The organism is Amorphus suaedae (genome assembly GCF_053629675.1).
On record NZ_JBRJIT010000001.1, the window covers coordinates 2,251,254 to 2,274,491 of the forward strand.

General features: G+C 67.1%; 19 protein-coding genes. 11 read left to right on the forward strand and 8 right to left on the reverse strand.

Annotation, left to right across the window (positions count from 1 at the left end):
• Window positions 1-3: 3 nt before the first annotated feature.
• On the reverse strand, window positions 4-1,128 hold the full coding sequence (locus AB7M35_RS10120; RefSeq protein ID WP_453959378.1) for a cupin domain-containing protein: 1,125 nt from the start codon (window positions 1,126-1,128) through the stop codon (window positions 4-6).
• A 178-nt stretch (window positions 1,129-1,306) separates the two neighbouring features.
• Here AB7M35_RS10120 and AB7M35_RS10125 point away from each other — a divergent pair, with 178 nt between their 5' ends.
• The 9 genes from AB7M35_RS10125 (at window position 1,307) to AB7M35_RS10165 (ending at window position 10,244) form a co-directional block, all read left to right on the forward strand.
• On the forward strand, window positions 1,307-2,029 hold the full coding sequence (locus tag AB7M35_RS10125) for a GntR family transcriptional regulator (protein WP_453959380.1): 723 nt from the start codon (window positions 1,307-1,309) through the stop codon (window positions 2,027-2,029).
• 214 nt (window positions 2,030-2,243) lie between these two features.
• A complete protein-coding gene (locus AB7M35_RS10130) occupies window positions 2,244-2,717 on the forward strand; it encodes a DUF3830 family protein (RefSeq protein WP_453959382.1) in 474 nt (157 codons plus the stop codon).
• Window positions 2,718-2,895: 178 nt separating this feature from the next.
• On the forward strand, window positions 2,896-3,930 hold the full coding sequence (locus AB7M35_RS10135; protein WP_453959384.1) for an ABC transporter substrate-binding protein: 1,035 nt from the start codon (window positions 2,896-2,898) through the stop codon (window positions 3,928-3,930).
• An 85-nt stretch (window positions 3,931-4,015) separates the two neighbouring features.
• On the forward strand, window positions 4,016-4,837 hold the full coding sequence (locus AB7M35_RS10140; protein ID WP_453959386.1) for an ABC transporter permease: 822 nt from the start codon (window positions 4,016-4,018) through the stop codon (window positions 4,835-4,837).
• Window positions 4,830-5,633 (forward strand): ABC transporter permease, encoded by an 804-nt coding sequence (locus AB7M35_RS10145; protein ID WP_453959389.1) that lies wholly within the window; start codon window positions 4,830-4,832, stop codon window positions 5,631-5,633. The genes AB7M35_RS10140 and AB7M35_RS10145 overlap by 8 nt, the downstream gene beginning before the upstream one ends.
• Before the next feature lie 14 nt (window positions 5,634-5,647).
• Window positions 5,648-6,709 (forward strand): ABC transporter ATP-binding protein, encoded by a 1,062-nt coding sequence (locus AB7M35_RS10150; RefSeq protein ID WP_453959392.1) that lies wholly within the window; start codon window positions 5,648-5,650, stop codon window positions 6,707-6,709.
• Window positions 6,710-6,758: 49 nt separating this feature from the next.
• The gene (locus AB7M35_RS10155) at window positions 6,759-8,192 is read left to right on the forward strand and encodes an aminobutyraldehyde dehydrogenase (RefSeq protein WP_453959394.1); all 1,434 of its coding nucleotides are present in this window, start codon (window positions 6,759-6,761) and stop codon (window positions 8,190-8,192) included.
• A gap of 71 nt (window positions 8,193-8,263) precedes the next feature.
• Entirely contained in the window at window positions 8,264-9,184 is a 921-nt protein-coding gene (locus tag AB7M35_RS10160; protein WP_453959396.1) for a LysR family transcriptional regulator, read from the forward strand.
• Between the two features lie 4 nt (window positions 9,185-9,188).
• On the forward strand, window positions 9,189-10,244 hold the full coding sequence (locus AB7M35_RS10165) for an aldose epimerase family protein (protein ID WP_453959398.1): 1,056 nt from the start codon (window positions 9,189-9,191) through the stop codon (window positions 10,242-10,244).
• A gap of 46 nt (window positions 10,245-10,290) precedes the next feature.
• Here AB7M35_RS10165 and AB7M35_RS10170 read toward each other — a convergent pair whose 3' ends face one another.
• The 7 genes from AB7M35_RS10170 to choX form a co-directional block, all read right to left on the reverse strand.
• Window positions 10,291-11,778, reverse strand: coding sequence for an amidase (locus AB7M35_RS10170; protein ID WP_453959400.1), 1,488 nt, complete (start codon window positions 11,776-11,778; stop codon window positions 10,291-10,293).
• Window positions 11,779-11,951: 173 nt separating this feature from the next.
• On the reverse strand, window positions 11,952-14,147 hold the full coding sequence (locus tag AB7M35_RS10175; protein ID WP_453959403.1) for a GGDEF/EAL domain-containing response regulator: 2,196 nt from the start codon (window positions 14,145-14,147) through the stop codon (window positions 11,952-11,954).
• Window positions 14,137-16,071 (reverse strand): sensor histidine kinase, encoded by a 1,935-nt coding sequence (locus tag AB7M35_RS10180; protein ID WP_453959405.1) that lies wholly within the window; start codon window positions 16,069-16,071, stop codon window positions 14,137-14,139. Before AB7M35_RS10180 ends, AB7M35_RS10175 begins: the two co-directional genes overlap by 11 nt.
• A 309-nt stretch (window positions 16,072-16,380) precedes the next feature.
• On the reverse strand, window positions 16,381-17,493 hold the full coding sequence (gene hppD / locus AB7M35_RS10185) for a 4-hydroxyphenylpyruvate dioxygenase (RefSeq protein ID WP_453959407.1): 1,113 nt from the start codon (window positions 17,491-17,493) through the stop codon (window positions 16,381-16,383).
• 250 nt (window positions 17,494-17,743) lie between these two features.
• On the reverse strand, window positions 17,744-18,829 hold the full coding sequence (choV, locus tag AB7M35_RS10190; protein ID WP_453960696.1) for a choline ABC transporter ATP-binding protein: 1,086 nt from the start codon (window positions 18,827-18,829) through the stop codon (window positions 17,744-17,746).
• 11 nt (window positions 18,830-18,840) lie between these two features.
• The gene (gene choW / locus AB7M35_RS10195) at window positions 18,841-19,680 is read right to left on the reverse strand and encodes a choline ABC transporter permease subunit (RefSeq protein ID WP_453959409.1); all 840 of its coding nucleotides are present in this window, start codon (window positions 19,678-19,680) and stop codon (window positions 18,841-18,843) included.
• 286 nt (window positions 19,681-19,966) lie between these two features.
• Window positions 19,967-20,902, reverse strand: a complete 936-nt coding sequence (gene choX / locus AB7M35_RS10200) for a choline ABC transporter substrate-binding protein (RefSeq protein ID WP_453959411.1) — start codon at window positions 20,900-20,902, stop codon at window positions 19,967-19,969.
• Between the two features lie 251 nt (window positions 20,903-21,153).
• Here choX and betI point away from each other — a divergent pair, with 251 nt between their 5' ends.
• On the forward strand, window positions 21,154-21,720 hold the full coding sequence (gene betI, locus AB7M35_RS10205) for a choline-binding transcriptional repressor BetI (protein WP_453959413.1): 567 nt from the start codon (window positions 21,154-21,156) through the stop codon (window positions 21,718-21,720).
• The gene (betC, locus tag AB7M35_RS10210) at window positions 21,717-23,234 is read left to right on the forward strand and encodes a choline-sulfatase (protein ID WP_453959415.1); all 1,518 of its coding nucleotides are present in this window, start codon (window positions 21,717-21,719) and stop codon (window positions 23,232-23,234) included. The genes betI and betC overlap by 4 nt, the downstream gene beginning before the upstream one ends.
• The last annotated feature ends 4 nt before the right edge of the window (window positions 23,235-23,238 follow it).

A 23,238-nucleotide genomic window follows, 5' to 3' on the forward strand; every position in this document is an offset into this window, starting at 1 on the left:
GGGTCAGGCGTGGACGGGCTGCTGGCCGCCGTTGTCGCCGAACGCCTCCTCGCGCCAGAAGCCGAGCTTCTCCATCACGGGCAGGTCGTTGAAGCAGAACAGGCAGGCATCGTCGCTGTCCGACAGGTTGCCGTGCTCGTGCCACGCCCAGGAGGGCACGCAGAAAATGTCGTGCTCCTTCCAGTCGAACCGCTTGCCGTTGATGATCGAATAGCCCGATCCCTTGGCGCAGTGATAGAGGAAGCTGCCGGTGTGGCGGTGGGCCTTGGTGCGTTCGCCCGGACGCAGCATCTGCATGCTGGCCCCGATCGTCTGCATGACGTGGCCGCCGGTCGCCGGGTTCACGTAGTTCATGAAGATGCCGTCGTAGGGCGATCCGTCGGACGCCTGCGCATGGCGGCTCAGCGCCTCGTAGGCCGGCTCCCACTCGTACTTGAAGAGCGGCGAGTAGCCCTTCTTCCAGGTTTCGCCGGCCGGCAGCATGCCGGGGGCGGCCCACTGGGCGGTGGAGTCGTTCACCGGATAGCCGACGACCTGGTGCAGGTCGTCGTGGACGCCGTAGAAGTTGGCCTCGAGCGCGTTGGTGAGCGGGATGTCGAGGCCGTCCTGCCAGATGCACTCCGTCCCGTCCTCGGCGATCGCATGCTCGTGCCAGGTGCCGTTCGGGGTCAGCACGAAGTCGTTCGGACCCAGCGTCATCTTGTGGCCGTCGACGATGGTGTAGGCGCCGCGGCCCTCGATGATGAACCGCAGCGCCGAGGCGGCGTGGATGTGGGCCGAGGCGCGCTCGCCCGGCTTCATCACCTGCAGGCCCGAATAGAGCCAGCCGACGGCGGCGGCCACGTCGGTGCGTCCCGGATTGTTGAGGTAGATCACCCGGCGGCCGGCCTTCTCGGCGGTCACCAGGTCGAGGGACTTCAGCACCTTGTCGCGCAGGTCCGCATAGCGCCAGAGCACCGGCACCGAGGAGGAGACCGGCTCCCACGGCTCGATCTTGTTGGCCACCGTCCACAGCGCCGCCGTGTCGGTCTCCGCCAACTCCTTGTAGTAGGCGACGAGTTCCGGGGTGTCCTCGACGTTCGCCCGGCCGGCAACGTCCTCGCGATATTCGTCGTAAGCCTTGCTCACTCGACCATCTCCTCGCTTGCGGTGCCGAACTGCTCCGCCCATGGACCATCTGCCCCGGAGCTAACGCGCTCTTCGCCCTGTCGTCAAGATTTTATAAAATTCTCGATCTTGCGTAAAATCAATGCTTCGCTGATATCTGTTCCCGCAGCAACCGCCAACCCTGAGGCACGCCGCCCGCATGACCCCGCCGGACACCGCCCTGAAGAAGCCCGCCGGGAGCCTTGCCGATCGGGCATACGACGAGATCCGCAACGACATCTTGGATGGAGTTTTCCAGCCGGAGCAACCCCTGCGGCTGGAGGCGCTGAAGGAACGCTACGGCTACTCCTTCTCGCCGATCCGCGAGGCACTCACCCGGCTCGCCTCCGACCGTCTCGCCGTCCAGACCAGCCTGCGGGGATTCCGCGTCGCCCCGATCTCGCTCGACGAGATGTGGGACATCCTGCGGGCCCGAATCCTGGTGGAAGGCGAGGCCTTCCGCCTGTCGATGCTGAACGGCGACGAGCTCTGGGAAGCGCGCGTGGTGGCGGCCTTCCATGCGTTCTCGAAATGCGCGGCGCGCGCGCCGCAGTCCGATGCCGACCGCATCACGTTCGAGCAGCGTCATGCGGCGTTCCACGCCGCGCTGCTTGCCGGAAGCGGATCGCCGTCGCTGCTGCATCTCGCCGAACAGCTGTACGTCCAGTCGGAGCGCTACCGCCGTCCGCACCTGATGGCGGAGGGAACCGGCCGCCGCGCCGGCCGCGACGTCGTCGCCGAGCACGCGATCCTCAGGGACGCCGCGCTTGCGCGAGACGCGGACGCCGGCACCGCGCTGCTCGCCGCCCACTACGAGAACACCGGCACCTTCATCGAGGAAGCGCTCGGGGCACGGCTGCGGCTGGTCGAAGCCGGGGCCTGATGCCGCCATCGGAACGCGCCTGAGGCGACGGCGCGAGGCCGCGCCGGCGACCGGCCCCGTGCATTCATTCATGCCATGGCGCCCGAGCGGGCATGCCGGCCCCGCCCGAGCTCGGTCCCGATAAAAATACCTGATCGGCCGGATTTGATATTGCAATTAGACGTGGCCTGAAAAGCGCGCAGACTATGGACCTTCGGCCAATGAAGGAGCGCTTATGGACCGCAGTCTCTACATCAAATTCGTCGAAGCGGGCGTCGAGGGCATCATCACCCTTTATTGGGAAACCGCCCCGAAGACCTGCGAGGCCCTGTGGGGCGCGCTTGAAAAGCCGATCTCCGTGCCGGCGAGCCATGCCATCTTCTCGGGTCCCGAGATCATGATGGGGCTGCCGAAGGAGAACCAGACCTTCGACCCGCTCAGCCTGCCGCCGGAGAACCAGACGGTCCTTCCCGATCCGGGCGAGCTTCTGTGGTTCTATCAGCCGAAGAACTTCTTCAAGATCGACCCGGACGAGTTCTGGGAGATCGGCATGTTCTACGCCGCCGGCGGCCGCACCTTCGGCCCGACGGGCTGGATCCCGTGCACCTATTTCGGCCGCGTCACCGAGGGGCTCGACGCGCTCGCCGAGCAGTGCCGGCTGATCCGCAAGGAAGGCATCAAGACGGTCGAGATCGGCCGCCGCGCCTGACGCACTCCCCGGCGGCCAACACGCCGCCGGGACGAGGGGAAGGCAGCGGATCCCGGCGCGCAAGAGGGGCCGGGCAATGCCGCCGCCGAATTGGAATGACAGCGACGGTTCCGCGTCCGGCCCCCTGCCCCGACGCGGAACCGCTCCGGAATTCTTCGAAACCGACTGGAGGAGAGTCATGAACAGGTTCGCGAAACTCACGGCCACCGCCGCAACGGCGCTCGTCGCCGGCACCGCGCTTGCCCAGGCGCAGTCGATCACCATCAATTCGTTCGGCGGCGCCTACGAGACGGCCCACCGCAAGTGCATCATCGACCCGTTCGAGAAGGCGACCGGCGCGACGGTCCAGATCGTCACCGCCTACTCCGCGGATGCGTTCGCCCAGCTGCGCGCCCAGAAGGATGCGCCGCAGTTCGACGTGATCCACTTCTCCGGCGGCCAGGAGATCGTCGGCGCCAAGGAAGGGCTGCTGTCGCCGATCAAGGACGGCGAGCTGACCAACGCCGCCGACCTCTACGACTTCGCCAAGCAGGGCCTCGCCAAGGGCGAGGGTCCGGCCTACTCGATCGCCGTCATCGGGCTCCTGTACAACAGCGAGGACGCTCCGAAGGCCCCGGCGAGCTGGAAAGACCTGCTCGACCCGGCATTCGCCGAGCACGTCGTGCTCACCGACATCTCCAACGGCTATGGCATGCTGGGCTTCCTGATGCTCAACAAGGCCGAGGGCGGTTCGCTGGAGAACATCCAGCCCGGTCTCGACGCCGTGAGCAAGCTGCTCGAGAACGGCGCCATCGTCGTCTCCACCTCGCCGGAGATCCAGCAGGAGTTTGCCCAGAACGACGCCTGGCTGGCGGCCTACGCCTCCGATTACGCCTACACCCTGCGCAAGGCCGGGCTGCCGGCGAAGTTCGTGCAGGGTGCGGAGGGCACCCCGGCGAGCTTCATCACCGCCAACCTGGTCGAAGGCCGGCCGAACCGCGACCTGTCGCTGAAGTTCATCGACATGGAGATCTCGCCGGACGCCCAGGCCTGCATGGCGACCGAGCTGCGCTACTCCCCGACCAACGCCAAGGTGGAGGTGTCCGATGACGTCGCCGGCGACCTCGCCTACGGTGAAGAGGGCGTGAAGGGGCTGCTGCGCTTCGACCCGACCGTCATCGAGGCGAACCGGTCGGCCTGGGTCGACCAGTGGAACCGCACGATCGCCCGCTAGGGCAGACCAACGGGGGCGGCCGCGACCGGCGCGCCGCCCCCTCCGACCTTCCCCGCGAACCCGGCGCACCAGCGACCCTGAGGCCATGAGCGACCGCACCGAGAACATCGTACTGGTGCTGCCCGGGCTGCTGCTCCTGGCTCTCGCCTTCTTCGTGCCCATCGCCCAGATGCTGGTGCTGTCGGTGCACGGCGACAACGGGCCGACGCTCGCCCACTTCACGCGCTTCCTGACCGATTCCTATTATCTCGGCGTGCTCTGGCGCACCGTCCGCCTGTCCATCGTCATCACCGCCATCTGCACCGCGATCGGCTTTCCGCTCGCCTACATCATGGCCCACGTCGGACGCCGCCTGCGGCTGCTGCTCGTGCTGATGGTCATCCTGCCGCTGATGACCAGCGTGGTGGTGCGAACCTTCGGCTGGATGGTGCTTCTGGGCCGCAGCGGCCTCGTCTCCGACATCCTGCGCGACCTCGACCTGGTCGGCCGCAGCTTCTCGCTCATGCACACCGAGGCCGCCATTGTGATCGGCATGGTGCAGGTGCTCCTGCCGTTCATGACGCTGTCGATCCTCGGCGTCATCACCCGCATCGACCCGCGCCTGGAGGAAGTCGCCCGCACCATGGGCTGCAGCTTCCTGACCACCGTGCGCACCGTCGTGCTGCCGCTGTCGCTGCCCGGCATCGTCGCCGGCTCGCTGCTCGTCTTCACCCTGTCGGCAAGCTCTTTCGTGACCCCGAACCTGCTCGGCGGCTCGCGGATCCAGGTGCTGGCGACGTCGATCTATCGCTCCGTCACCCAGACCCTCGACTGGCCGTTCGCGGCGGCCCAGGCGGTGATCCTGTTCCTCGGCGTGCTGCTCGTGCTCGTGCCCTACGCGCGCCTGTCGGGAGGCCGCAATGGTTAGGGCGGTTCCCGGCTGGCTGCGGATATCCGGCATCGTCTTCGTGGTCCTGACCGCGATCCTGCTGCTGGCCCCGCTGGTGGTGGTGATCGGAGTTTCGGTTTCGGAAAGCCAGTTCATCGCCTTTCCGCCGTCCGGCTTCTCGCTGCGCTGGTACCGGGAAGTGCTCTCCTCCGACGCCTATGTCGGTTCCGCCTGGATCAGCCTGCAGGTGGCGATCCTCGTCACCCTGTCGGCGAGCGTCATCGGCTGCATGGCGGCGATCGGCATCAACCGCCGCGCGCTGCCGGGTTCCGGGGCGCTCGCCACCTTCTTCCTGTCGCCGCTGGTGCTGCCGACCATCATCTACGCCATCGGCATGCTGATGCTGTGGAGCGCGATCTTCGGTACGGTTTCGGTGGTGACGCTGTGGATCGGCCACACCGTGGTCACCACGCCCTACGTGGTCCGCACGACGCTTGCGGTGCTGTCGGAGGCGGATCCCTTCCTGGAGGAGGCCGCCCAGACGATGGGCGCCAACCGCATCCGCCGGCTGTGGCTGGTGGTGCTGCCCCAGTGCCTCCCCGGGCTGGCCGCCGGCGCCTTCTTCGCCTTCAACATCTCCTTCGACGAGGCGGTCCTGTCGCTGTTCCTGCGCCGGCCGGGGCTTACCACCCTGCCCGTCCAGATCTACGGCCAGCTCGAGTTCAGCCCCGACCCCTCGGTCGCCGCCGTCTCCACCATCATGATCGGCCTGACGATCCTGCTGATCCTCGTGATCGACCGGGTCCTCGGGCTGCAGCGCTTCTCCAACGCGTGAGCCCCTGACCGCCCATGGCCGACGTCACCCTCACCGACATCAGAAAGTCCTTCGGCCCCGTCGAGGTCCTGCACGGCGTGTCGCTGGCGATCGCCGAGGGCGAGTTCGTCAGCCTGCTCGGGGCGTCCGGTTGCGGCAAGACCACGCTGCTGCGCACCGTCGCGGGGCTGGAGGCACCGACCTCGGGCCGGGTGATGATCGGCGGCGAGGACGTTACCGGACTGCCGCCGGAACGCCGCGACATCGCGATGATGTTCCAGTCCTACGCGCTGCTGCCGCACCTCACCGTCGCCGAGAACGTGCGTTTCCCGCTGCGCATGCGCCGCATCGGTGCGCGCGAGGACCAGCACGAGCGCGTGCGCGAGGCGCTGGAGACGGTCCATCTGGGCCAGATGGCCGACCGCAAGCCGACCCAGCTTTCCGGTGGCCAGCAGCAGCGCGTCGCGCTGGCGCGCGCCATCGTCTCGAAGCCGCAGGTGCTGCTGCTCGACGAGCCGCTCTCCAACCTCGACGCCCGCCTGCGCGAGGACATGCAGGTCGAGCTGATCGAAATCCACAAGCGCCTGGGCCTGACCACCCTGTTCGTGACCCACGACCAGGAGGAGGCGCTGAGCCTGTCGGACCGCATCGTGCTGATCAACAAGGGACGCATCGAGCAGGAGGGCGCGCCCGCCGAGATCTACGCGCATCCGGCGACGCGCTTCGCATCGAGCTTCCTGGGGGCGGCGAACCTGCTGCCGGCCACGCTCGCCGACGCGGACGAGGGTCCGGTGGCGACGCTCGCCGACGGCCAGCGGGTGACCGTGGGCGCGACGGAGGCCGCGCGCGGCGAACCCGTCACCCTCGCCATGCGCCAGGAGGACATCGCGCTCGTGGCTCCCGACGATGCGCATGCGTTCAAGGGATCGGTGCGCACCCGCGTATACCTCGGCGCGCGCAACCGCTACGTGGTGCGCGTCGGCGAGCAGGAGGTGCGCGTGCTCGCGCCCAACGACGTGCCGTTCGAGCGCGGCGACGCCGTCGGCCTCGCCATCGATCCCGGCCGCATCCGCGTGATTGCCGACGGCGCAGAATGACCGGCGGCCGGGTCCACTCCCGGCCGGCCCAACGACCAAGGGAAACGCCATGAGCACCTTCGAGACCCGCCTGTTCGTCAACGGCGCCTTCGTGGCCGGCGACGGCGCCGTGGAGACCGCCTTCGACCCCGCGCGCGGCACCCCGCTCGCCGAGGTCGCCTCGGCCAGTGCCGGCCAGATCGACCAGGCAGTGGAGACCGCCCAGGCCGCCTTTGCCGGCTGGCGGCGGACCACGCCCAAGGAACGCAGCCGCGCGCTTCTCACCATCGCCGACCGCATCGAGGCCGAGGCCAAGAGCCTTGCGGAGGTGGAGTCGCTCAACACCGGCAAGCCGCGCCGCTACGTCGAGGCCGGCGAACTGATGAACGTCGCCGACGTGTTCCGCTTCTTCGCGACCGCCGTGCGCAACGTCCCCGGCATCGCCGCCAACGGCTACCGCTCCGCCGCCATGACGAGCGTGCTGCGCCGCGACCCGATCGGCGTGATCGCCTCCATCGCGCCCTGGAACTATCCGCTGCTGATGGCCGCCTGGAAGATCGCACCCGCGATCGCCGCCGGAAACACCGTGGTGATCAAGCCGTCGGAGAACACACCGCTGAGCCTCCTCCGGCTGGCACCGATCCTCGCCGAAAGCCTGCCGGACGGCGTGGTGAACGTCATCTGCGGCAACGGCGCCGACGTCGGCCACCGGCTGATCTCGCACCCGCTCGTGCGGATGATCTCGCTCACCGGCGACGTGCGCACGGGCCGCTCCGTCCTTCAGGCGGCGGCCGGCGAGCGCATCAAGCGCACGCACCTGGAACTCGGCGGCAAGGCGCCGGTGATCGTTCTCGCCGATGCCGATCTCGACAGCCTCGTCGAGACGCTGCGCGAGGCGAGCTTCTACAACGCCGGCCAGGACTGCACCGCCGCCTGCCGCGTCCTTGCCGACAAGACCATCGTGCAGGAGCTCACGGACAAGATGAGCGGCATGGTGGAGAGCCTCGTCTACGGGGCCCCGGAGCGGGACGACGTGGAGTTCGGCCCGGTGATCTCCAGGCGCCAGCAGGAGCGCGTGGCCGGCTTCGTCGATCGCGCCCGCACGGAGGGTGCCGACATCGTCTGCGGCGGCACCACGCCCGAGGGCGACGGCTTCTATCATGCGCCGACCCTCGTCGCCGCGCCGATCGAGGCGGAAATCGTCCAGAAGGAGGTGTTCGGGCCAGTGGTCACCATCACCCCGTTCGACACGCCGGAGACGGCGCTTTCCTGGGCGAACGCCTCCGAATACGGACTTGCCTCCTCGGTCTGGTCGCGCGACGCGAAGGCCGCGATGGGCATCGCCAACGCCCTCGACTACGGCGTCACCTGGGTCAACACCCATGGCGTGTTCGCCACCGAGATGCCCCACGGCGGCACCAAGAACTCCGGCTACGGCTCGGACCTGTCGATGCAGTCGCTGATCGACTACACCCAGGCCCGCCATGTCATGATCGCGGGGTGAGCGCGCGCGCCGGGGGGCCGGCGCGCAGCGGGGCTGCGCCAATCGGCGGAATCGAGTCTAAGATCGCGCGCATGCGCATCGTGGACATCAACACCTTCGTCGTTCTCGTCCGCACCCGGCATTTCGGCCGCACCGCCGAGCTCCTCAACACCTCCCAGCCGGCCATCTCGGCGCGCCTCGCCGCGCTGGAGCAGGAGTTCGGCGCGCGGCTGATCGAGCGCGGCGACCGGACGTTCCGCCTGACACCCGCCGGGGAAAAGGCGCTACAGAGCTTCCAGCTCGTCCTCGACACGCTGCAGGAACTGACCGGGAGCCTTACCGAGGGCTCGGGCGGCGAAGCGCGGGCCGTGCGCATCGGCGCGATCGATTCCGTCGCCTCGACGTTCATGCCCAACCTCGTCGATTCCCTGCATCAGGTGATGCCGACGCTGAAGATCGACGTGGCGGTCGAAGGCACCAAGCTGCTGGTGGAAGGCATGGAGCGCGGCGAATATGACATCATCTTCGGCATCGATCCGGTGATCGGCGAGAACTTCCGCTCCTTCGTGACCTGCGTGCTGGAGATGGTGTGGGCGGGCTCGCCCGATCTCATCGACGTCGGCCGTACCTACAGCGTCGACGACCTCGCCCGCATGCCCATCGTCACCTTCCCCAAGGACACGCCGCCCTACCGGCAGATCGCGCCCTATTTCCAGGACGAGCGGGTGCTCGCCTCGACGCTCACCAGCTCCAACTCGCTGTTCGCGATCATCAACCTGATCATCCGGGGCTTCGGCGTCGGCGCGATCCCGACCGTGACCATCGAGCGCGAGATCTCCGCCGGCCTGATCCATCCGATCGCCGTGTCGAAGCGCTTCCCGCCGATGCCGATCATCGCCACCTACCAGACCGTCACGGCCACGGACCTGGTGCGGGTGGTGGTCGAGCAGGCCCGCGAAAGCGCGGCCGCCTTCTGCGCCGCCGCCTCCCCCCATACGGCCTGGATCGAGTGACCCCATGACAGCGACCGTCCGGACGTTCGGCACACTCTCCGACGGCACCCCGATCGAGGCCGTCGATCTTGAAGGCGACGGGATTTCGGCGACGGTGATCACGCTGGGAGCCGCCATCGGCAGCCTGCGCGCGCCGGACCGCGCCGGCCGGATGGGGGAGGTCGTGCGCGGCTTCACCGACCTGGAGAGCAAGGCCGCGCGCCCGGCGGTCAGCGGCGCCACCATCGGCCGCTACGCCAACCGCATCGGCAACGCCAGCTTCGAACTCGACGGGACCCGTCACGCCCTGGAAGCCAATCTCGGAGCCAACTGCCTGCACGGCGGATCGCACGGCTTCCACACGCAGAACTGGCAGCTCGTGGAGACCGGCGACACGCCCTGTCCGTTTGCCACCTTCGCGCTCGTCTCACCCGACGGCGATGGCGGCTTTCCGGGCCGGCTGGAGGTGACGGCGACCTATGCGCTCACCGGGCCGGGCGAACTGACGCTCACCTACGAGGCGAGGACCGACCGGCCAACCGTCGTCAGCATGACCAACCACGCGTACTTCAACCTTCGGGGCGACGGCCCGATCCTCGATCATCGCATCGAAGTGTCCGCCGACGCGTTCCTGCCCGGCGACGGCGACCGCCTGCCGACGGGCGAGGGCCGCGACGTGGCCGGCACTCCCTTCGACCTGCGCGCGCCGACGCGCTTTGCCGACGCGGTGCGCGGAACGGAGGACGAGCAGATCCGCAGCGCGCGCGGCTTCGACCACTGTTTCGTGCTGGGGCGTGAGACGGCGGACGAGCCGCGCCTGGCGGCCCGCGTCGAGGAGGCCACCTCCGGCCGGACACTGGAGGTGCTGACGACCGAGGTTGGCCTGCAGGTCTACTCCGGCGCGCTGCTTTCGCCCGCCGAAGAGGGCGGGCCGCCCGAGCTGGTGGCGCTGTCGGACGGCTTCTGCCTGGAGCCGGGCCGCTTTCCGGATGCCCCGAACCGGCCGGCGTTTCCCTCCGCCCGCGTCGAACCGGGCGCGCCCTACCGGCAGGTCAGCGTCTACCGCTTCTCCACGGCCTGAGGCGTCTGCCCGGGACCGTTTCCGTCGCGTTCTGCGCCTAACAGCCTCACGGATAGAAGCCGGGCATCTCGGCGATCGGCGGCGCCGAGGTCAGGCCGGCGATGTCGGGCACGGGCCGCGCCGTCTTGGCGTCGGCGGCAAGATAGCGCTCCAGGGTCGCCGCCATGCGCAGGACGGCAAGGTCGCCGCCGCGCGGCCCGACGATCTGCAGGCCGAACGGCATGCCGTCCTCGTCCACGCCCACCGGCAGCGACACCGCCGGATGACCGGCCAGCGTCGCCGCGTAGGCCATTGCCAGCCAGTGGTAGTAGGTACGGGTCGGCCGGCCATCGATCTCGGTCGGGTAGAGCTCCGTCCACACGCGGGGGCGCATGGTGACCGACGGCGTCAGCACGAAGTCGTAGTCGCGATAGAACTCCTGCCAGCGGCGGTAGAGCGCGGTCTGGAGCTCGAACCCTCGGGCGATATCGGCGGCCGAGTAGGAAAGGCCCTCCTCGACGTTGGCACGGACGTTTTCGCCGACGAGCTCAGGGGTTTCGGCCACCATCTTCCGGTGCGGGCCGAGGAAGGCGACCGCCCGCAACAGCTCGAACGCCTCGTCGGCGCCGGTGCAGTCGGGGTGGGCGTCGTCGGCCGCCGCGAACACCACGCGGAACCGATCGAGCTTGGACCGGAACGCTTCCGCGATGGCTGCCTCCGTCGGGGCGAAGCCGAAGTCGGGCGACACCGCGACCCTGAGCGCCGAGAGGTCCATCGGAGCGAGAGCCCGCATGCGCTCGGGCGCATAGCCATCGGCGCCGTGGGCGATCAGCGACAGCGGATCGCGCGCGTCCGGCTTCGCCATGACCGACAGCAGCAGCGCGGCGTCCTGAACCGTGCGCGCCATCGGACCGAGGGTGGACAGCTGCAGCCATGCCATCCCGCGCTTTTCGGCTGGGATGAGACCCGGCGTCGGGCGGAAGCCGACGACGCCGCAGAACGAGGCCGGGTTGCGCAGCGAGCCGCCCGTATCGGAACCCGTCGCGAGCGGCACCATCCCGGTGGCGAGCGCCGCGGCCGAACCGCCGGACGAGCCGGCCGCCGACTTGGTCGGATCGAACGGGTTGCCGGTGGTGCCGTAGACGGCGTTGCGCGAGTTGCCGCCGGCGCTCCATTCCGGGACGTTGGTCTTGCCCAGCACGATGGCGCCTTCCCGGCGGAGGTCCGCCACGAGGCCTTCGTCGGCCGCGGCGACATTGTCGCGGAAGGAAAGGCTGCCATAGGTCGTCTTCAGCCCGGCGACGTCGACCATGTCCTTGATGCCCACCGGCAGGCCGTGCAGGACGCCGAGCGCGTCTCCCGCCATCACGGCGTGTTCGTGGCTCCGTGCCGTGTCGAGCGCGCGCTCGAAGTCGCGGGCCGGCATCGCGTTCACCGCGGGATCGACCGCCTCGACCCGGGCGATGCAACTTTCCACCAGTTCGACCGGGGAAAGCGTCTTCTCGCCGATGAGGCGGCGGGCGTCGGTGGCGGACAGGTCGCAGGGATCGGTCATGAGGCTTCCTGGGGATTCGGGAGGAAACACGGGTCGTGTGGGGCGCACACTACCCCGTCTTCGTGGCGTTCCAAGAGGTCGTACACCATCAACCCGTCTGGAGGCGTGCAGCCATTCGCCACGGGCATGAACAGGGCGCCGGAAGGTGCGCACCTCCCCGCTCGAACGCCGCGTCAGTGCGCGGCACGGATACGGAACGTTCGGTCGAACTGATCGATGGGCGTTGGCCGGCCAAGCAGGAAGCCCTGGCCGATGCGGCAGCCGATGGACAGCAGCGCCTGCTTCTGGTCGTCCGTCTCGATCCCCTCCGCGACGCAGTCCACGTTGAGCGCGTCGGTCATCATGATCACGATCGCCGCGAGGCTGCGCCGCGCCGACCCCGCATCGAGCAGACTGACGAAGCTGCGGTCGATCTTGAGCGTGTCGATCGGCAGCCGGCGGAAGTGCCCGAGAGAGGCATACCCGGTGCCGAAATCGTCGAGCGCGATGCGGAATCCGGCGCGGTGGAGCTGGCTCACCTGATGAACCGCCCGCATGGCGTTCTGCATCGCGATTCCCTCGGTCACCTCGAACTCGAGATCCTTCGGGGACATGTCGAGGTCCTTCAGCCGCCGCATGACCCAGGCGGCGAATCCGGGCCGGTTGAGATCGGCCATGGACAGGTTTATCGCGACCGGAAGGCGGGCCGATTCATCGTGGCTGTGCAGCCAGCGGGCCACCCTCTCGAAGACCAGGTCGGTGAGGGACTGGGTGAGCCCCGAGACCTCGGCGATGGGGATGAACTCGGCCGGCGAAACCGCTTCGCCCTCCCACCTCCAGCGCAGCAGTGCTTCCGCGCCGAGCACCGCACCGGACGACAGGTCCACCTTCGGCTGGAGGTGGACGTCGAACCCCTGCCCATTCGCGAGCGCTTCCTTCAGACCGACCTGAAGAACCCGCTTTCGCTCGACCTGCTTCTGCATCACCGCGCCGTAGACGACGCTTTCGCCGACGTGTGCCTGCCGGATATGGAAGAGCGCCGTGGTCGCGATCCGCTGGGCGCTCGCGGCATCGTCCGGCAGTTCGTCGAGATCCATGATCGCCGAGGTCGCGGTCGGGACCAGCTCCACTTCGCCCACCTCGAAGGGATGCGCGAACGTGCGCGCGATCAGATCGGGATCCAGCAGGTCCCTGTCGGCGATCAGCCCGAACGTCGCCTCTCCCACGATGGCCAGCGTCGCGCCGGGAATGAACTCCGACAGCCGAACATGGATGTCGACCAGCAGGCGGTTGGCGACATGCGTTCCGTATGCCGCCACGATCGATTGAAACGAACCGATCGAAATCAGCGCCATCCGCTTCTCGCCCTTGGCCGTCTTGATCGCCCTGCGCAACGCCATCTCGAAGGCGTTGATGTTCGGGACATCCAAAACGACGTCGTTGAAGGCGAGACGGTCGAGCTTTTCCACCAGGGCCAGGTTCTCGAACCCGATGGAGATGTTGGTGCAGAACAGGCGCAGCAGGCTGAGGTCCGCCACCTCGATGTTGGGATGCGTCTCCATCACCGCACACAGCTCGCGGCCGGTCTCGCTGGTGAAGTGCATCACCATGTAGCCGTCCTGAAACAGCGGATCGGTCCGCTTGCGGGCGATGTCGATGAGCCCGTTGATCTCGGGCCCGACCGTCGACAGCGTGTCGCCGATCATCGCGGAGAACTCACCGATCGCGCTGACGATCAGGGAGTTGCTCCTTGTCCGCTCCAGCCCCTGGACGCTGACGAAGCCGGACGGCTCCACCCTGAGCAGCGCGCCGATCTGAACGAGCACGCCCTGCGAGAAGATCTCCAGGTTCTGGCGCTGGAACAGCTGGGTAGAGCTTTCGATGACCATCTCCAGGCCCGTCCGGCTGCGGGCAATGGCTGAGATATGGTCGTAGGCGCGGATCGAGGCGGTCAGCACCGACAGCAGCCGGGTGCGCGTCAGCTCGTCCTTGGTCCGATAGTCGTCGATCTCGTAATCGGTGATGACCGACATCTCCGGGGCATAGCCCGGGTATCCCGTTCGAAGCACGATCCGCATGTCGCGCCTGCCCGCTTCGCGCAGGCTGCGCACCAGCTGCAGCCCCGCATCCGGAGTCTCCATCACCACATCGATGAAGGCGACGGCGATGTCCGGGTGCCGGGCCGCGACCGCGCGCGCCTCCGCACCCGAATGGGCATGAATCGTCTCGATGGGGCGTCCCAGAACCTGCGCGTCCCGGAGAACGAAATCCGTTGCCGTATGGACGTCCTTGTCGTCATCGACAATCAGCACCTGCCAGGGCGAGGCGGACGCAAGGGGCAGCGGCGCGTCGTCGTCGTCGATCTGCAGCATGTCCGGATCAGTGGGCATGGACACTCCTTTCGACGTCGTAGTCACTGCGGCGCCATTGCGTCCCGGCGCTGGGAGCGGAGGCCGGCAGGCGAACGCTGACGACCGAGCCTTCCCGAAGCCGGCTTTGCGCCGAGATCGTCCCCCCCAGCGTGCCCGTCACGATGTTGTAGACGATGCTCAAACCGAGCCCGCTGCCGCCCGTTCCAAGGCGGGTGGTGAAGAAGGGGTCGAACATGTGGGCCAGAACGTCGGGGGACATTCCCGCCCCATTGTCCCTCACGTCGATTTCGACTCCCCTATCAGGCAGGTCGCGGGTCGATATGGCGATGCGGCCGCCCTCGTTGGGGGCGAAGGCATGGATCTGTGCATTCGCGACGAGATTGGTGATGACCTGCGCAAGCGCGCCCGGATAGCTGTCGATAACCGCCGTGGATCCGGGCTCGGCCTCCAGGACCACGGCAGAACCCTTGAATTGGGGACGCAACGTATGGACGACGTCCTCGACGTACGGATCGACAGGGAATGACCGGCGGCGTTCGCTCGCCTGGTCGACCGCCACCTGCTTGAAGTGCCGGACGATCTCGGAGGCGCGTCCGAGCCCCTGGACCATGAGGTCGGTGCCTTCGCGAATATCCTTCAGGAGCGATTCCAGCGACGAGCGCCGGATCCGCCCCTCGCGCACATCGGCGGTGAGGGTGTCGACGCGTTCTGAAACCGTCGTGCTGACGCTGAGGGCATTGCCCAACGGCGTGTTCAACTCGTGGGCGATGCCCGCAACAAGGCCGCCGAGACTCGCCATCCTGTCGACCCGTATCAACTCCGCCGCCGACTTGCGCTTTTCGGCCTCCGCCCGCCGGCGCGCCTGGATCAGGCGCGCGCAGAATACACCGACGAGAACCGATGCCAGGAGCGTTAGCAGCAGCTGAGGCCACCGTTCAACCGTGAGAAACGGGGGGCGGGCAGGCACGCGGGCCAGCACGATCCACCTGGCATCCGCGGAATGAGTCGTCGCCCCCTCCGGCCCCACGGAGAGAAGCGCCTCGGGTCGGACCGTGTCGACGACGTATTGCCCATCCTGATAGTCGAACTCGCCGGTGCCCGTCTCTTCGATCGTCCGCCAGAGGCCGGCGTCCGTCCGGGCGAGCGTTTCCCCGTTGTCGAACATGAAGCCCCACAGCCTCTCCGGCGGCACGCCGGCGAGCCAATAGCCCGACGGGTTGAGGAGCGCGATCGAGCCGGTTTCGGCAAAGCGGACTTCCGATATGGCGGAGAGGAGATTGCTGGCGTCGAGGTTCATGACCACGACGCCGCCCGTTTCACCGCTCGGGGTCAGCACGGGCGTCGCGAGCCGGAGCATGGGCTGCCACGGAACCTGGATGCTGCCGTGTTCGACATTGAGGTCCAGCGGCGACAGGTAGATCCCGTCCGGCGGCAGAACGACGGCGTCCTTGAAGTAATAGCGGTTGGCCTTGGGTTGGAGGTCGTCAGGGGCCACGGTGACCACCGCGTCCCCGACCCGTTCCACCCGGACGGCCTCGTTGCCCCGAATGTCCAGGAAACGCAGCTGGGTGATCGTTGGCTTCGCCTCCAGGAAAGCCCGGAAGACGCGCTTCACACCGTCGTAGTCCCGCGTCGCCCCACCCGCGTAGCTGCGGAGGGCATCGCCCTGGGCGATGATTCGAACGTCGCCGGCCGCCAGTCGGACGAAGAAGGTCGCCTGGTCGGCGCCCCGCGCGACCGCCGCGGCGGCCTCGACGCGCGATCGGCCCAGAACCACCTTACCCTCAAGCAGGTAAGCGAGAAGTTCGAGAAATATGATGATCAGGAGTGCGGCAAGGACGGCGGCAATCGTGACAGTCGCCCCAAGGAAGCGGGATCGCCTGAGGCGCACTTTGCTTCCTGCTTCATCCCCAACAGACCCGGGAGAATGCGCCTGCAACATTCCGGAACACTCACATCAACAATCCGGCCAGCTAACACCCGATGGAAGATCGGTTCAAAAAGATTCCACCCTGGATAGGCGGAACGTGTTCACGAGAGGCAGGAGAGGACAGACGTCGCCAGGACGTCTGCGGTCGCCTTCTGACGCGTACGGGCATCGCATGTCACCGGGAGAGCGGAAACACGTCTCCAACCGCCCCGCGCAATCGCGCCCGGGCGGGCGGTGCTCCGGCGCATCGAACTGGAAAAGCCCGAAGCGACGGCTTCGGGCTTCTGTCACCAGTGAATGCCAGGCCGGTGCGCGCGGAGACTACTCGGCGGCCGACGCGGAGATCTCGCCGCTGCGGATCTGTTCTTCCTCGATGGATTCGAACAGCGCGCGGAAGTTGCCCTCGCCGAAACCGTTGTCGCCCTTGCGCTGGATGAACTCGAAGAAGATCGGCCCGATCACCGTCTTGGAGAAGATCTGCAGCAGGATCTTCGTCTCGCCGCCACCCACGACCCCCTCGCCGTCGATGAGGATCCCGTGGGTCTTCATCCGGTCGATGGGCTCGTCGTGGCCCTTCACCCGGTCGTACGACATCTCGTAGTAGGTGTCGGGCGGGCCGGGCATGAACAGCAGGCCGTTGTCGGCGAGGCGATCGGTGGCGTCGTAGATCGCTTCGGTCCCCACGGCGATGTGCTGGATGCCCTCGCCGCGGTATTTGCGCAGATAGCTCTCGATCTGGCTCTTGTCGTCGGTGGACTCGTTGAGCGGAATGCGGATCTTGCCGCACGGCGAGGTGATCGCGCGGCTGACGAGGCCGGTGAGCTTGCCCTCGATGTCGAAGAAGTGGATCTGCGTGAAGCCGAACAGCTCGCGGTAGAAGGCCCACCACTTGTCCATGTTGCCGCGATAGACGTTGTGGGTCAGGTGATCGAGATAGTAGAAGCCGACGCCTTCCGGCTTCGGATCCGCCTCTCCGAGCCACTCGAACTCGGCCGCGTAGGGCGAACCCTTCTCGCCGTAGGTGTCGACGAAATAGAGCAGCGAGCCGCCGATGCCGACGATCGCCGGCACATCGAGGCTCTTGTCGTCGCCCGTATAGGGGGTGGCGCCCTGGGCGACGGCATGATCGAAGGCGTGCCGCGCGTCGACCACCCGCCATGCCATCGACGGCGCGCAGGGGCCGTGCTCCTCGACGAAGCGGCGGCCGAAGCTGCCCGGTTCGGCGTTGAGCAGGTAGTTCACGTCGCCCTGGCGCCAGAGGGTGATCTGCTTGCTGCGGTGCCGCGCGACAGGAGCGAAGCCCATCCGCGCGAACAGCGCTTCGAGCGCCTCGGGCTCTTCGCTCGCGAACTCGACGAACTCGAAGCCATCGGTACCGGCCGGATTCTCCCTGGAGATCTCGGCGGGCGGGGCATCGTGCGGAAACGGTCCCATGGCAGACTCCCGGTTGCGGGGCGCGGCAGCGAACTGCCGGCCAATTCTTCAAGCAACCAGTGTCGCCGCATTCGCCCGCAACGTGCGTGCAAAGCCATGCCCGCACGACAACCGTTCGCACGAACCGTGCGCCGCGCAGGACAAGCGTGCACGATATCGGCAGGAATGCCGCTGAGCGCGCGCGGCAATCGATGCCGCGCGCCCATTGAATGAATCCGAGCGGCCGGCAGTCAGACGGCCGCGCGACGGTTCACTCCGACGTCTGCGGCCGTTCGCGCGGCGTGAGCGCCGAGACGATCTCCTTCGGCCGGATCACCCCGAGATGTTCGCCTTCCTCGGACGTGACGTTGAGGACGCGACCTTCGTTCAAGGGCTCCATCACGTCCTGCAGCTTGGTGTCGGCGTGGATGTCGTCGGAGCCGGCCGGCGCCTCTCCATCGGCCATCACGTCGCTCGCCCGCAGCACACCGAGAGGGTTCATGTGGGCGACGAAGTCGGCGACGTAGGCGTTGGCCGGCTTGCGGATGATCTCCGGCGGCGTGCCGCACTGGACGATGCGCCCGCCTTCCATGATGGCGATCCGGTCGCCGATCTTGAACGCTTCGTCGAGATCGTGGCTGACGAAGATGATCGTGCGCTTGAGGTTGCGCTGGAGTTCAAGAAGCTCGTCTTGCAGCCTGTTGCGGATCAGCGGATCCAGCGCCGAGAACGGCTCGTCCATCAACAGAATCGGCGCCTCGGTCGCGAACGCCCGGGACAGGCCGACACGCTGCTGCATGCCGCCGGAGAGCTCTCCGACGAGACGATCACCCCAGTCCGAGAGCCCGACCAGTTCGAGCTGGTGGCGGCACTTCTCCTCACGCTCCTCGCGCGGCATGCCCGCGAATTCGAGGCCGAGGCCGACATTGTCGAGCACGTTGCGCCACGGCAGCAGGCCGAACTGCTGGAACACCATGGCCACGCACGACAGCCGCACCCGACGCAGCGTCTTCGCGTCCGCCTTGGTCACATCGATCATCGTGCCGTGGTCGTTGACCAGCACGCGCCCGCGGACGACGGGATTGAGGCAGTTGACCGCGCGCAGCAGCGTCGACTTGCCGGAACCCGACAGCCCCATCAGCACGAGGATCTCGCCCTCGGCGACGGTCAGCGAGCAGTTGTGGACGCCCAGAACCTGGCCGGTCTCCGCTTGGATGTCGGCGCGACTCTTGTTCTCGTCCATCAGAGGCAGGGCCAGCTCGGGCTTGTCGCCGAAGACGATGTTGACGTCTTCGAAGATCACCGCGTTCTGGCGGTCGCCTTCGGTGGGCGCGGCGGCGTCGGTGGATTCGGTCATATCATTGGTGCTCATGAGCGACGCCCCCGGATGCGAAGCACGCGGTCGAGCATGATCGCCACGACCACGATGATGAAGCCACTCTCGAAACCGAGAGCCGTGTTGACCGAGTTGAGTGCGCGGACGACCGGAACGCCAAGTCCGTTGGCGCCGACGAGCGCGGCGACGACGACCATCGACAGCGACAGCATGATGGCCTGGTTCAGGCCCGCCATGATCTGCGGCAGGGCGTAGGGAAGCTCGACCTTGGTGAGCTTCTGCCATCCGGTGGCGCCGAAGGAATCGGCGGCCTCGAGCAGCGGCATCGGGGTCGACGAGACGCCCAGGTGGGTCAGGCGGATCGGTGCGGGCAGCACGAAGACGACGGTCGCCAGCAGCCCCGGGACCATGCCGATCCCGAAGAAGACGATGGCCGGAATGAGGTAGACGAAGGTGGGCAGCGTCTGCATCAGGTCGAGGACCGGCTGCAGCACCCGGTAGAGGTTGGGCCGGTGCGCCGTGGCGATGCCTACCGGAACGCCGATGGCCATGCAGACCAGGCAGGCGGACACGACGAGCGTCAGGCTCTCGGTCGTCTCTTTCCAGTAGCCCTGGTTGATGATGAAGAGAAAGCCGAGGACGACGAAGAGCGCCATCTTCCAGCTCTTCTGGAGCCACCACGCCAGGAGCGCGAAGAAGGCCACCACGACCAGTTCGGGCGGGGTCTGCAGGACCCACAGGAACCCGTCGATGAGGCGGGTCATGATCTGGGCGAGGCCGTCGAAGAACCAGGCTCCGTTCGCCTGCAGCCAATCGAACATCTCGGATGCCCAATGGCCCACCGGGATCTTGTACTCGGTCAGGAAGTCCACGCGCGAGCCCCTCCGCTTCTGCTGGATACGTGTCCCGATCAGGCCGAGGAGACCCGATCAGTCAGGGTAAACCAATTCATCGCATCTGAGGCAGCTTCCGGACGCACCGTCGGACCGCTCCCTTGCGGGAGAGCCCGAGGTCCCGCCCGGAAGGTCCGGGCGGGAGATTCTCATGAATGCCGTGAACACGGCCGTTCGGAGCGAAGCGATCCGGACGACGAGACGTGCTCTTGAAGCTGCCGGAAACCCGGTCGACCGGCACAGCCGACCGACCGGAAAGGCGGCTCTAGAGGCCGAGGGATTCCTTGACCGCCGGCAGACCCGGCTTGCCGTCGACCGTGGTCACGCCCTCGAGCCAGCCCGACAGCACGTCGGGGTTGGCCTTCAGCCACTTGGCGGTCGCGTCGTCGGGATTGGCGCCGTCGTCCAGGATCTCGCCCATGATCTTGTTTTCCATGGGCAGCGTGAACGTGAGGTTCTTGAGGAGCTTGCCCACGTTCGGGCATTCCTCGACGAAGCCCTTGCGGGTTACCGTGTTGACCACGCCCTCGCCGCCGAAGAAGTCCTCGCCGCCGGTGAGATACTTGAGGGAATAGTTCGCGTTCATCGGGTGGGGCTCCCAGCCGAGGAAGACGATGGCTTCATCCTTCTTGTACTTGCGGCCGACCATGGCGAGCATGCCCTGCTCGGAGCTCTCGACCACCTCGAAGCCCTTCAGGTCGAACTTGTTCTTGTCGACGAGCGAGACGAGGTAGGCATTGCCCTCGTTGCCGGGCTCGATGCCGTAGATCTTGCCGTCGAGCTCGTCGCGGAACTTGGCGATGTCGGCGTAGGTCTTCAGGCCCTTGTCGTAGAGATAGGTCGGCACGGCCAGCGTATACTTGGTGCCCTGCAGATTCTCGTGGACGCTCTCGATCTCGCCAGAATCGAGGTACGGCGTGATGGCCTGCGTCTGCGCCGGCATCCAGTTGCCGAGGAACACGTCGACGTCGTCGCTCTTCAGCGACGCGAACGTCACCGGCACCGACAGCACCTTCACGTCAACGTCGTAGCCGAGACCTTGGAGAAGGTGCTTCGTCGTCGCGGTCGTGGTCGTGATGTCGGTCCAGCCAACATCGGACATCGTAACGGAATCGCATTTGGCCTGGGCGTAGGCAGCCCCGGCGAGCATTGGCGACGTCGCGAGAGCAATCGCGCAAATCGAGCCAAAGGTACGAATCATATGAGTATTCTCCCGTTCTGGTGGCGGCACCCATCAAACACGGGCGCCGAGAAATGGGTTTCCTCGCCTTACCGGTTGGTTTGTCCACCGGCTGGACGGTCTTTCTTGATTGATCAGTCAATCAACATCATATTGACACAGATGTAAACGGCCTTGGTTCGCGCAACCCCGCGCCAACAATGGGCACGAGCGCCCGAAGACGGAGTCGGATGCCAAAGGTTGGGATACAGGCGGTCCGCAAGGACGCCCTCGTGCTAGCAGCGATCGCGGAGGTCGGAGCCGTGGGCTCCCTCGACGTGACGGTCGCCGGAATCGCCCGGCGCGCGGGCGTTTCCTCGGCCCTCGCCCATCACTACTTCGGATCGAAGGACGACATCCTTCTCGCCGCGATGCGGCGCATCCTCGACGACTTCGGCGCGCTGGTGCGCGAGGGATACCAGAGCTGCGATACCCCGCGCGAGCGTCTGCATGCGGTCATCGAGGCCTGCTTCGAGCCGGGGCAGTTCGAGCCCGCCGTCATCGCGGCATGGCTGGTCTTCTACGTGATGGCCCAGCGCTCGGCGGAGGCGGCACGACTGCTGGCCGTCTACCAGCGGAGACTGGACAGCAACCTGGTCTCGGCCCTCGTCGAACTGGCGCCGGAGGACGATGCACGGCGCATCGCCAAGGGCCTCGCCGCCATGATCGACGGCTTCTACATCCGCGCGGCGCTTCGCGTGCACACCGTCGACCCCGCCCAGGCGGCTGCCATGGTCGTCGACTATCTCGACCTCAGCCTCGCCTGCCTTGTCACCACCCCACAGGAGACCGTCGGATGACAGCCAAACCGAACGTTCTCATCCTGATGGTGGATCAGCTCGCCGGTCCGTTCTTTCCGGACGGTCCGGCCGACTTCCTCCATGCACCGAACCTCAAGGCGCTCGCGGCGAGATCCACCCGCTTCGCCAACGCCTACACCGGCTCGCCGCTGTGCGCGCCGGGCCGCGCGAGCTTCATGTCGGGCCAGCTGCCGCGACGCACCCGCGTCTACGACAACGCCGCCGAGTTCGCCTCCGACATTCCGACCTTCGCCCACCATCTGCGGATCGCCGGCTATCAGACGACCCTTTCGGGGAAGATGCACTTCGTCGGCCCGGACCAGCTCCACGGCTTCGAGGAGCGGCTGACGACCGACGTCTATCCCGCCGATTTCGGCTGGACCCCGGACTACCGCAAGCCCGGCGAGCGCATCGACTGGTGGTACCACAACATGGGCTCGGTGACCGGCTCCGGCATCGGCGAGATCTCCAACCAGCTCGAGTACGACGACGAGGTGGCCTACGAGTCGGTCCGCAAGATCTACGATCTCGGACGGCGCGCCGATCCGCGCCCCTGGCTGCTGACCGTCTCGTTCACGCACCCCCACGACCCGTACGTGGCGCGCAAGAAGTACTGGGACCTCTACGAGGGCTGCGAACACTTGGACCCGACAGTGCCGGCCATCGACTACGAGAAGCACGACGCCCATTCCAAGCGCATCTTCGATGCCAACGACTGGCGCAGCTTCACCATCACCGACACGGACATCCGCCGGTCGCGTCGCGCCTATTTCGCCAATATCTCCTACCTCGACGACAAGATCGGCGAGATCCTGGAGGCGCTGGAGGGCACCGACCAGACGCAGGACACCATCATCCTGTTCGTGTCGGACCACGGCGACATGCTCGGCGAGCGCGGACTGTGGTTCAAGATGAGCTTCTTCGACGGATCGTCCCGGGTCCCGCTGATGGTCGCCGCGCCGCAGATGGCGCCGGGGCGGATCGACACGCCGGTCTCGACCATGGACGTCTCGCCGACCATCGCCGACCTCGTCGGGATCGATCTGGGCGAGGTGACGCCCTGGACCGACGGCGAGAGCCTGGTTCCGATCGCGACGGGCAGCCCGCGAAAGCATCCGGTTCGCATCGAATATGCCGCCGAGGCATCGATCGCACCGCTGGTCGCGCTGCGCGAGGGCGCCTTCAAATACGTCCACTGCGAGGTCGATCCGCCGCTGCTGTTCGATCTCGACGCCGATCCCAGCGAGCTCCGGAACCTGGCCGACGATCCGGCATACGCGGACATCGCGGCGCGGATGGCGGCGCAGGTGCGCGAGCTCTGGGACATGGACGCCTATGACGCCGAGGTCCGCGAAAGCCAGGCCCGGCGCCATGTCGTCTACGCCGCGCTGCGCAACGGCGCCTACTATCCGTGGGACTTCCAACCCCTGAAGAAGGCGTCCGAGCGCTACATGCGCAATCACATGGACCTGAACGTGCTGGAAGCCTCCCAGCGCTGGCCGCGAGGAGACTGACACG

What these genes read in the sequence shown, in the direction of transcription:
- AB7M35_RS10125 (WP_453959380.1), top strand. Translation starts at nt 1,307, where the DNA reads ATGACCCCGCCGGACACCGCCCTGAAGAAGCCCGCCGGGAGCCTTGCC.
- AB7M35_RS10130 (WP_453959382.1), top strand. Translation starts at nt 2,244, where the DNA reads ATGGACCGCAGTCTCTACATCAAATTCGTCGAAGCGGGCGTCGAGGGC.
- AB7M35_RS10135 (WP_453959384.1), top strand. Translation starts at nt 2,896, where the DNA reads ATGAACAGGTTCGCGAAACTCACGGCCACCGCCGCAACGGCGCTCGTC.
- AB7M35_RS10140 (WP_453959386.1), top strand. Translation starts at nt 4,016, where the DNA reads ATGAGCGACCGCACCGAGAACATCGTACTGGTGCTGCCCGGGCTGCTG.
- AB7M35_RS10145 (WP_453959389.1), top strand. Translation starts at nt 4,830, where the DNA reads ATGGTTAGGGCGGTTCCCGGCTGGCTGCGGATATCCGGCATCGTCTTC.
- AB7M35_RS10150 (WP_453959392.1), top strand. Translation starts at nt 5,648, where the DNA reads ATGGCCGACGTCACCCTCACCGACATCAGAAAGTCCTTCGGCCCCGTC.
- AB7M35_RS10155 (WP_453959394.1), top strand. Translation starts at nt 6,759, where the DNA reads ATGAGCACCTTCGAGACCCGCCTGTTCGTCAACGGCGCCTTCGTGGCC.
- AB7M35_RS10160 (WP_453959396.1), top strand. Translation starts at nt 8,264, where the DNA reads ATGCGCATCGTGGACATCAACACCTTCGTCGTTCTCGTCCGCACCCGG.
- AB7M35_RS10165 (WP_453959398.1), top strand. Translation starts at nt 9,189, where the DNA reads ATGACAGCGACCGTCCGGACGTTCGGCACACTCTCCGACGGCACCCCG.
- AB7M35_RS10170 (WP_453959400.1), bottom strand. Translation starts at nt 11,778, where the DNA reads ATGACCGATCCCTGCGACCTGTCCGCCACCGACGCCCGCCGCCTCATC.
- AB7M35_RS10175 (WP_453959403.1), bottom strand. Translation starts at nt 14,147, where the DNA reads ATGCCCACTGATCCGGACATGCTGCAGATCGACGACGACGACGCGCCG.
- AB7M35_RS10180 (WP_453959405.1), bottom strand. Translation starts at nt 16,071, where the DNA reads ATGTTGCAGGCGCATTCTCCCGGGTCTGTTGGGGATGAAGCAGGAAGC.
- hppD (WP_453959407.1), bottom strand. Translation starts at nt 17,493, where the DNA reads ATGGGACCGTTTCCGCACGATGCCCCGCCCGCCGAGATCTCCAGGGAG.
- choV (WP_453960696.1), bottom strand. Translation starts at nt 18,829, where the DNA reads ATGACCGAATCCACCGACGCCGCCGCGCCCACCGAAGGCGACCGCCAG.
- choX (WP_453959411.1), bottom strand. Translation starts at nt 20,902, where the DNA reads ATGATTCGTACCTTTGGCTCGATTTGCGCGATTGCTCTCGCGACGTCG.
- betC (WP_453959415.1), top strand. Translation starts at nt 21,717, where the DNA reads ATGACAGCCAAACCGAACGTTCTCATCCTGATGGTGGATCAGCTCGCC.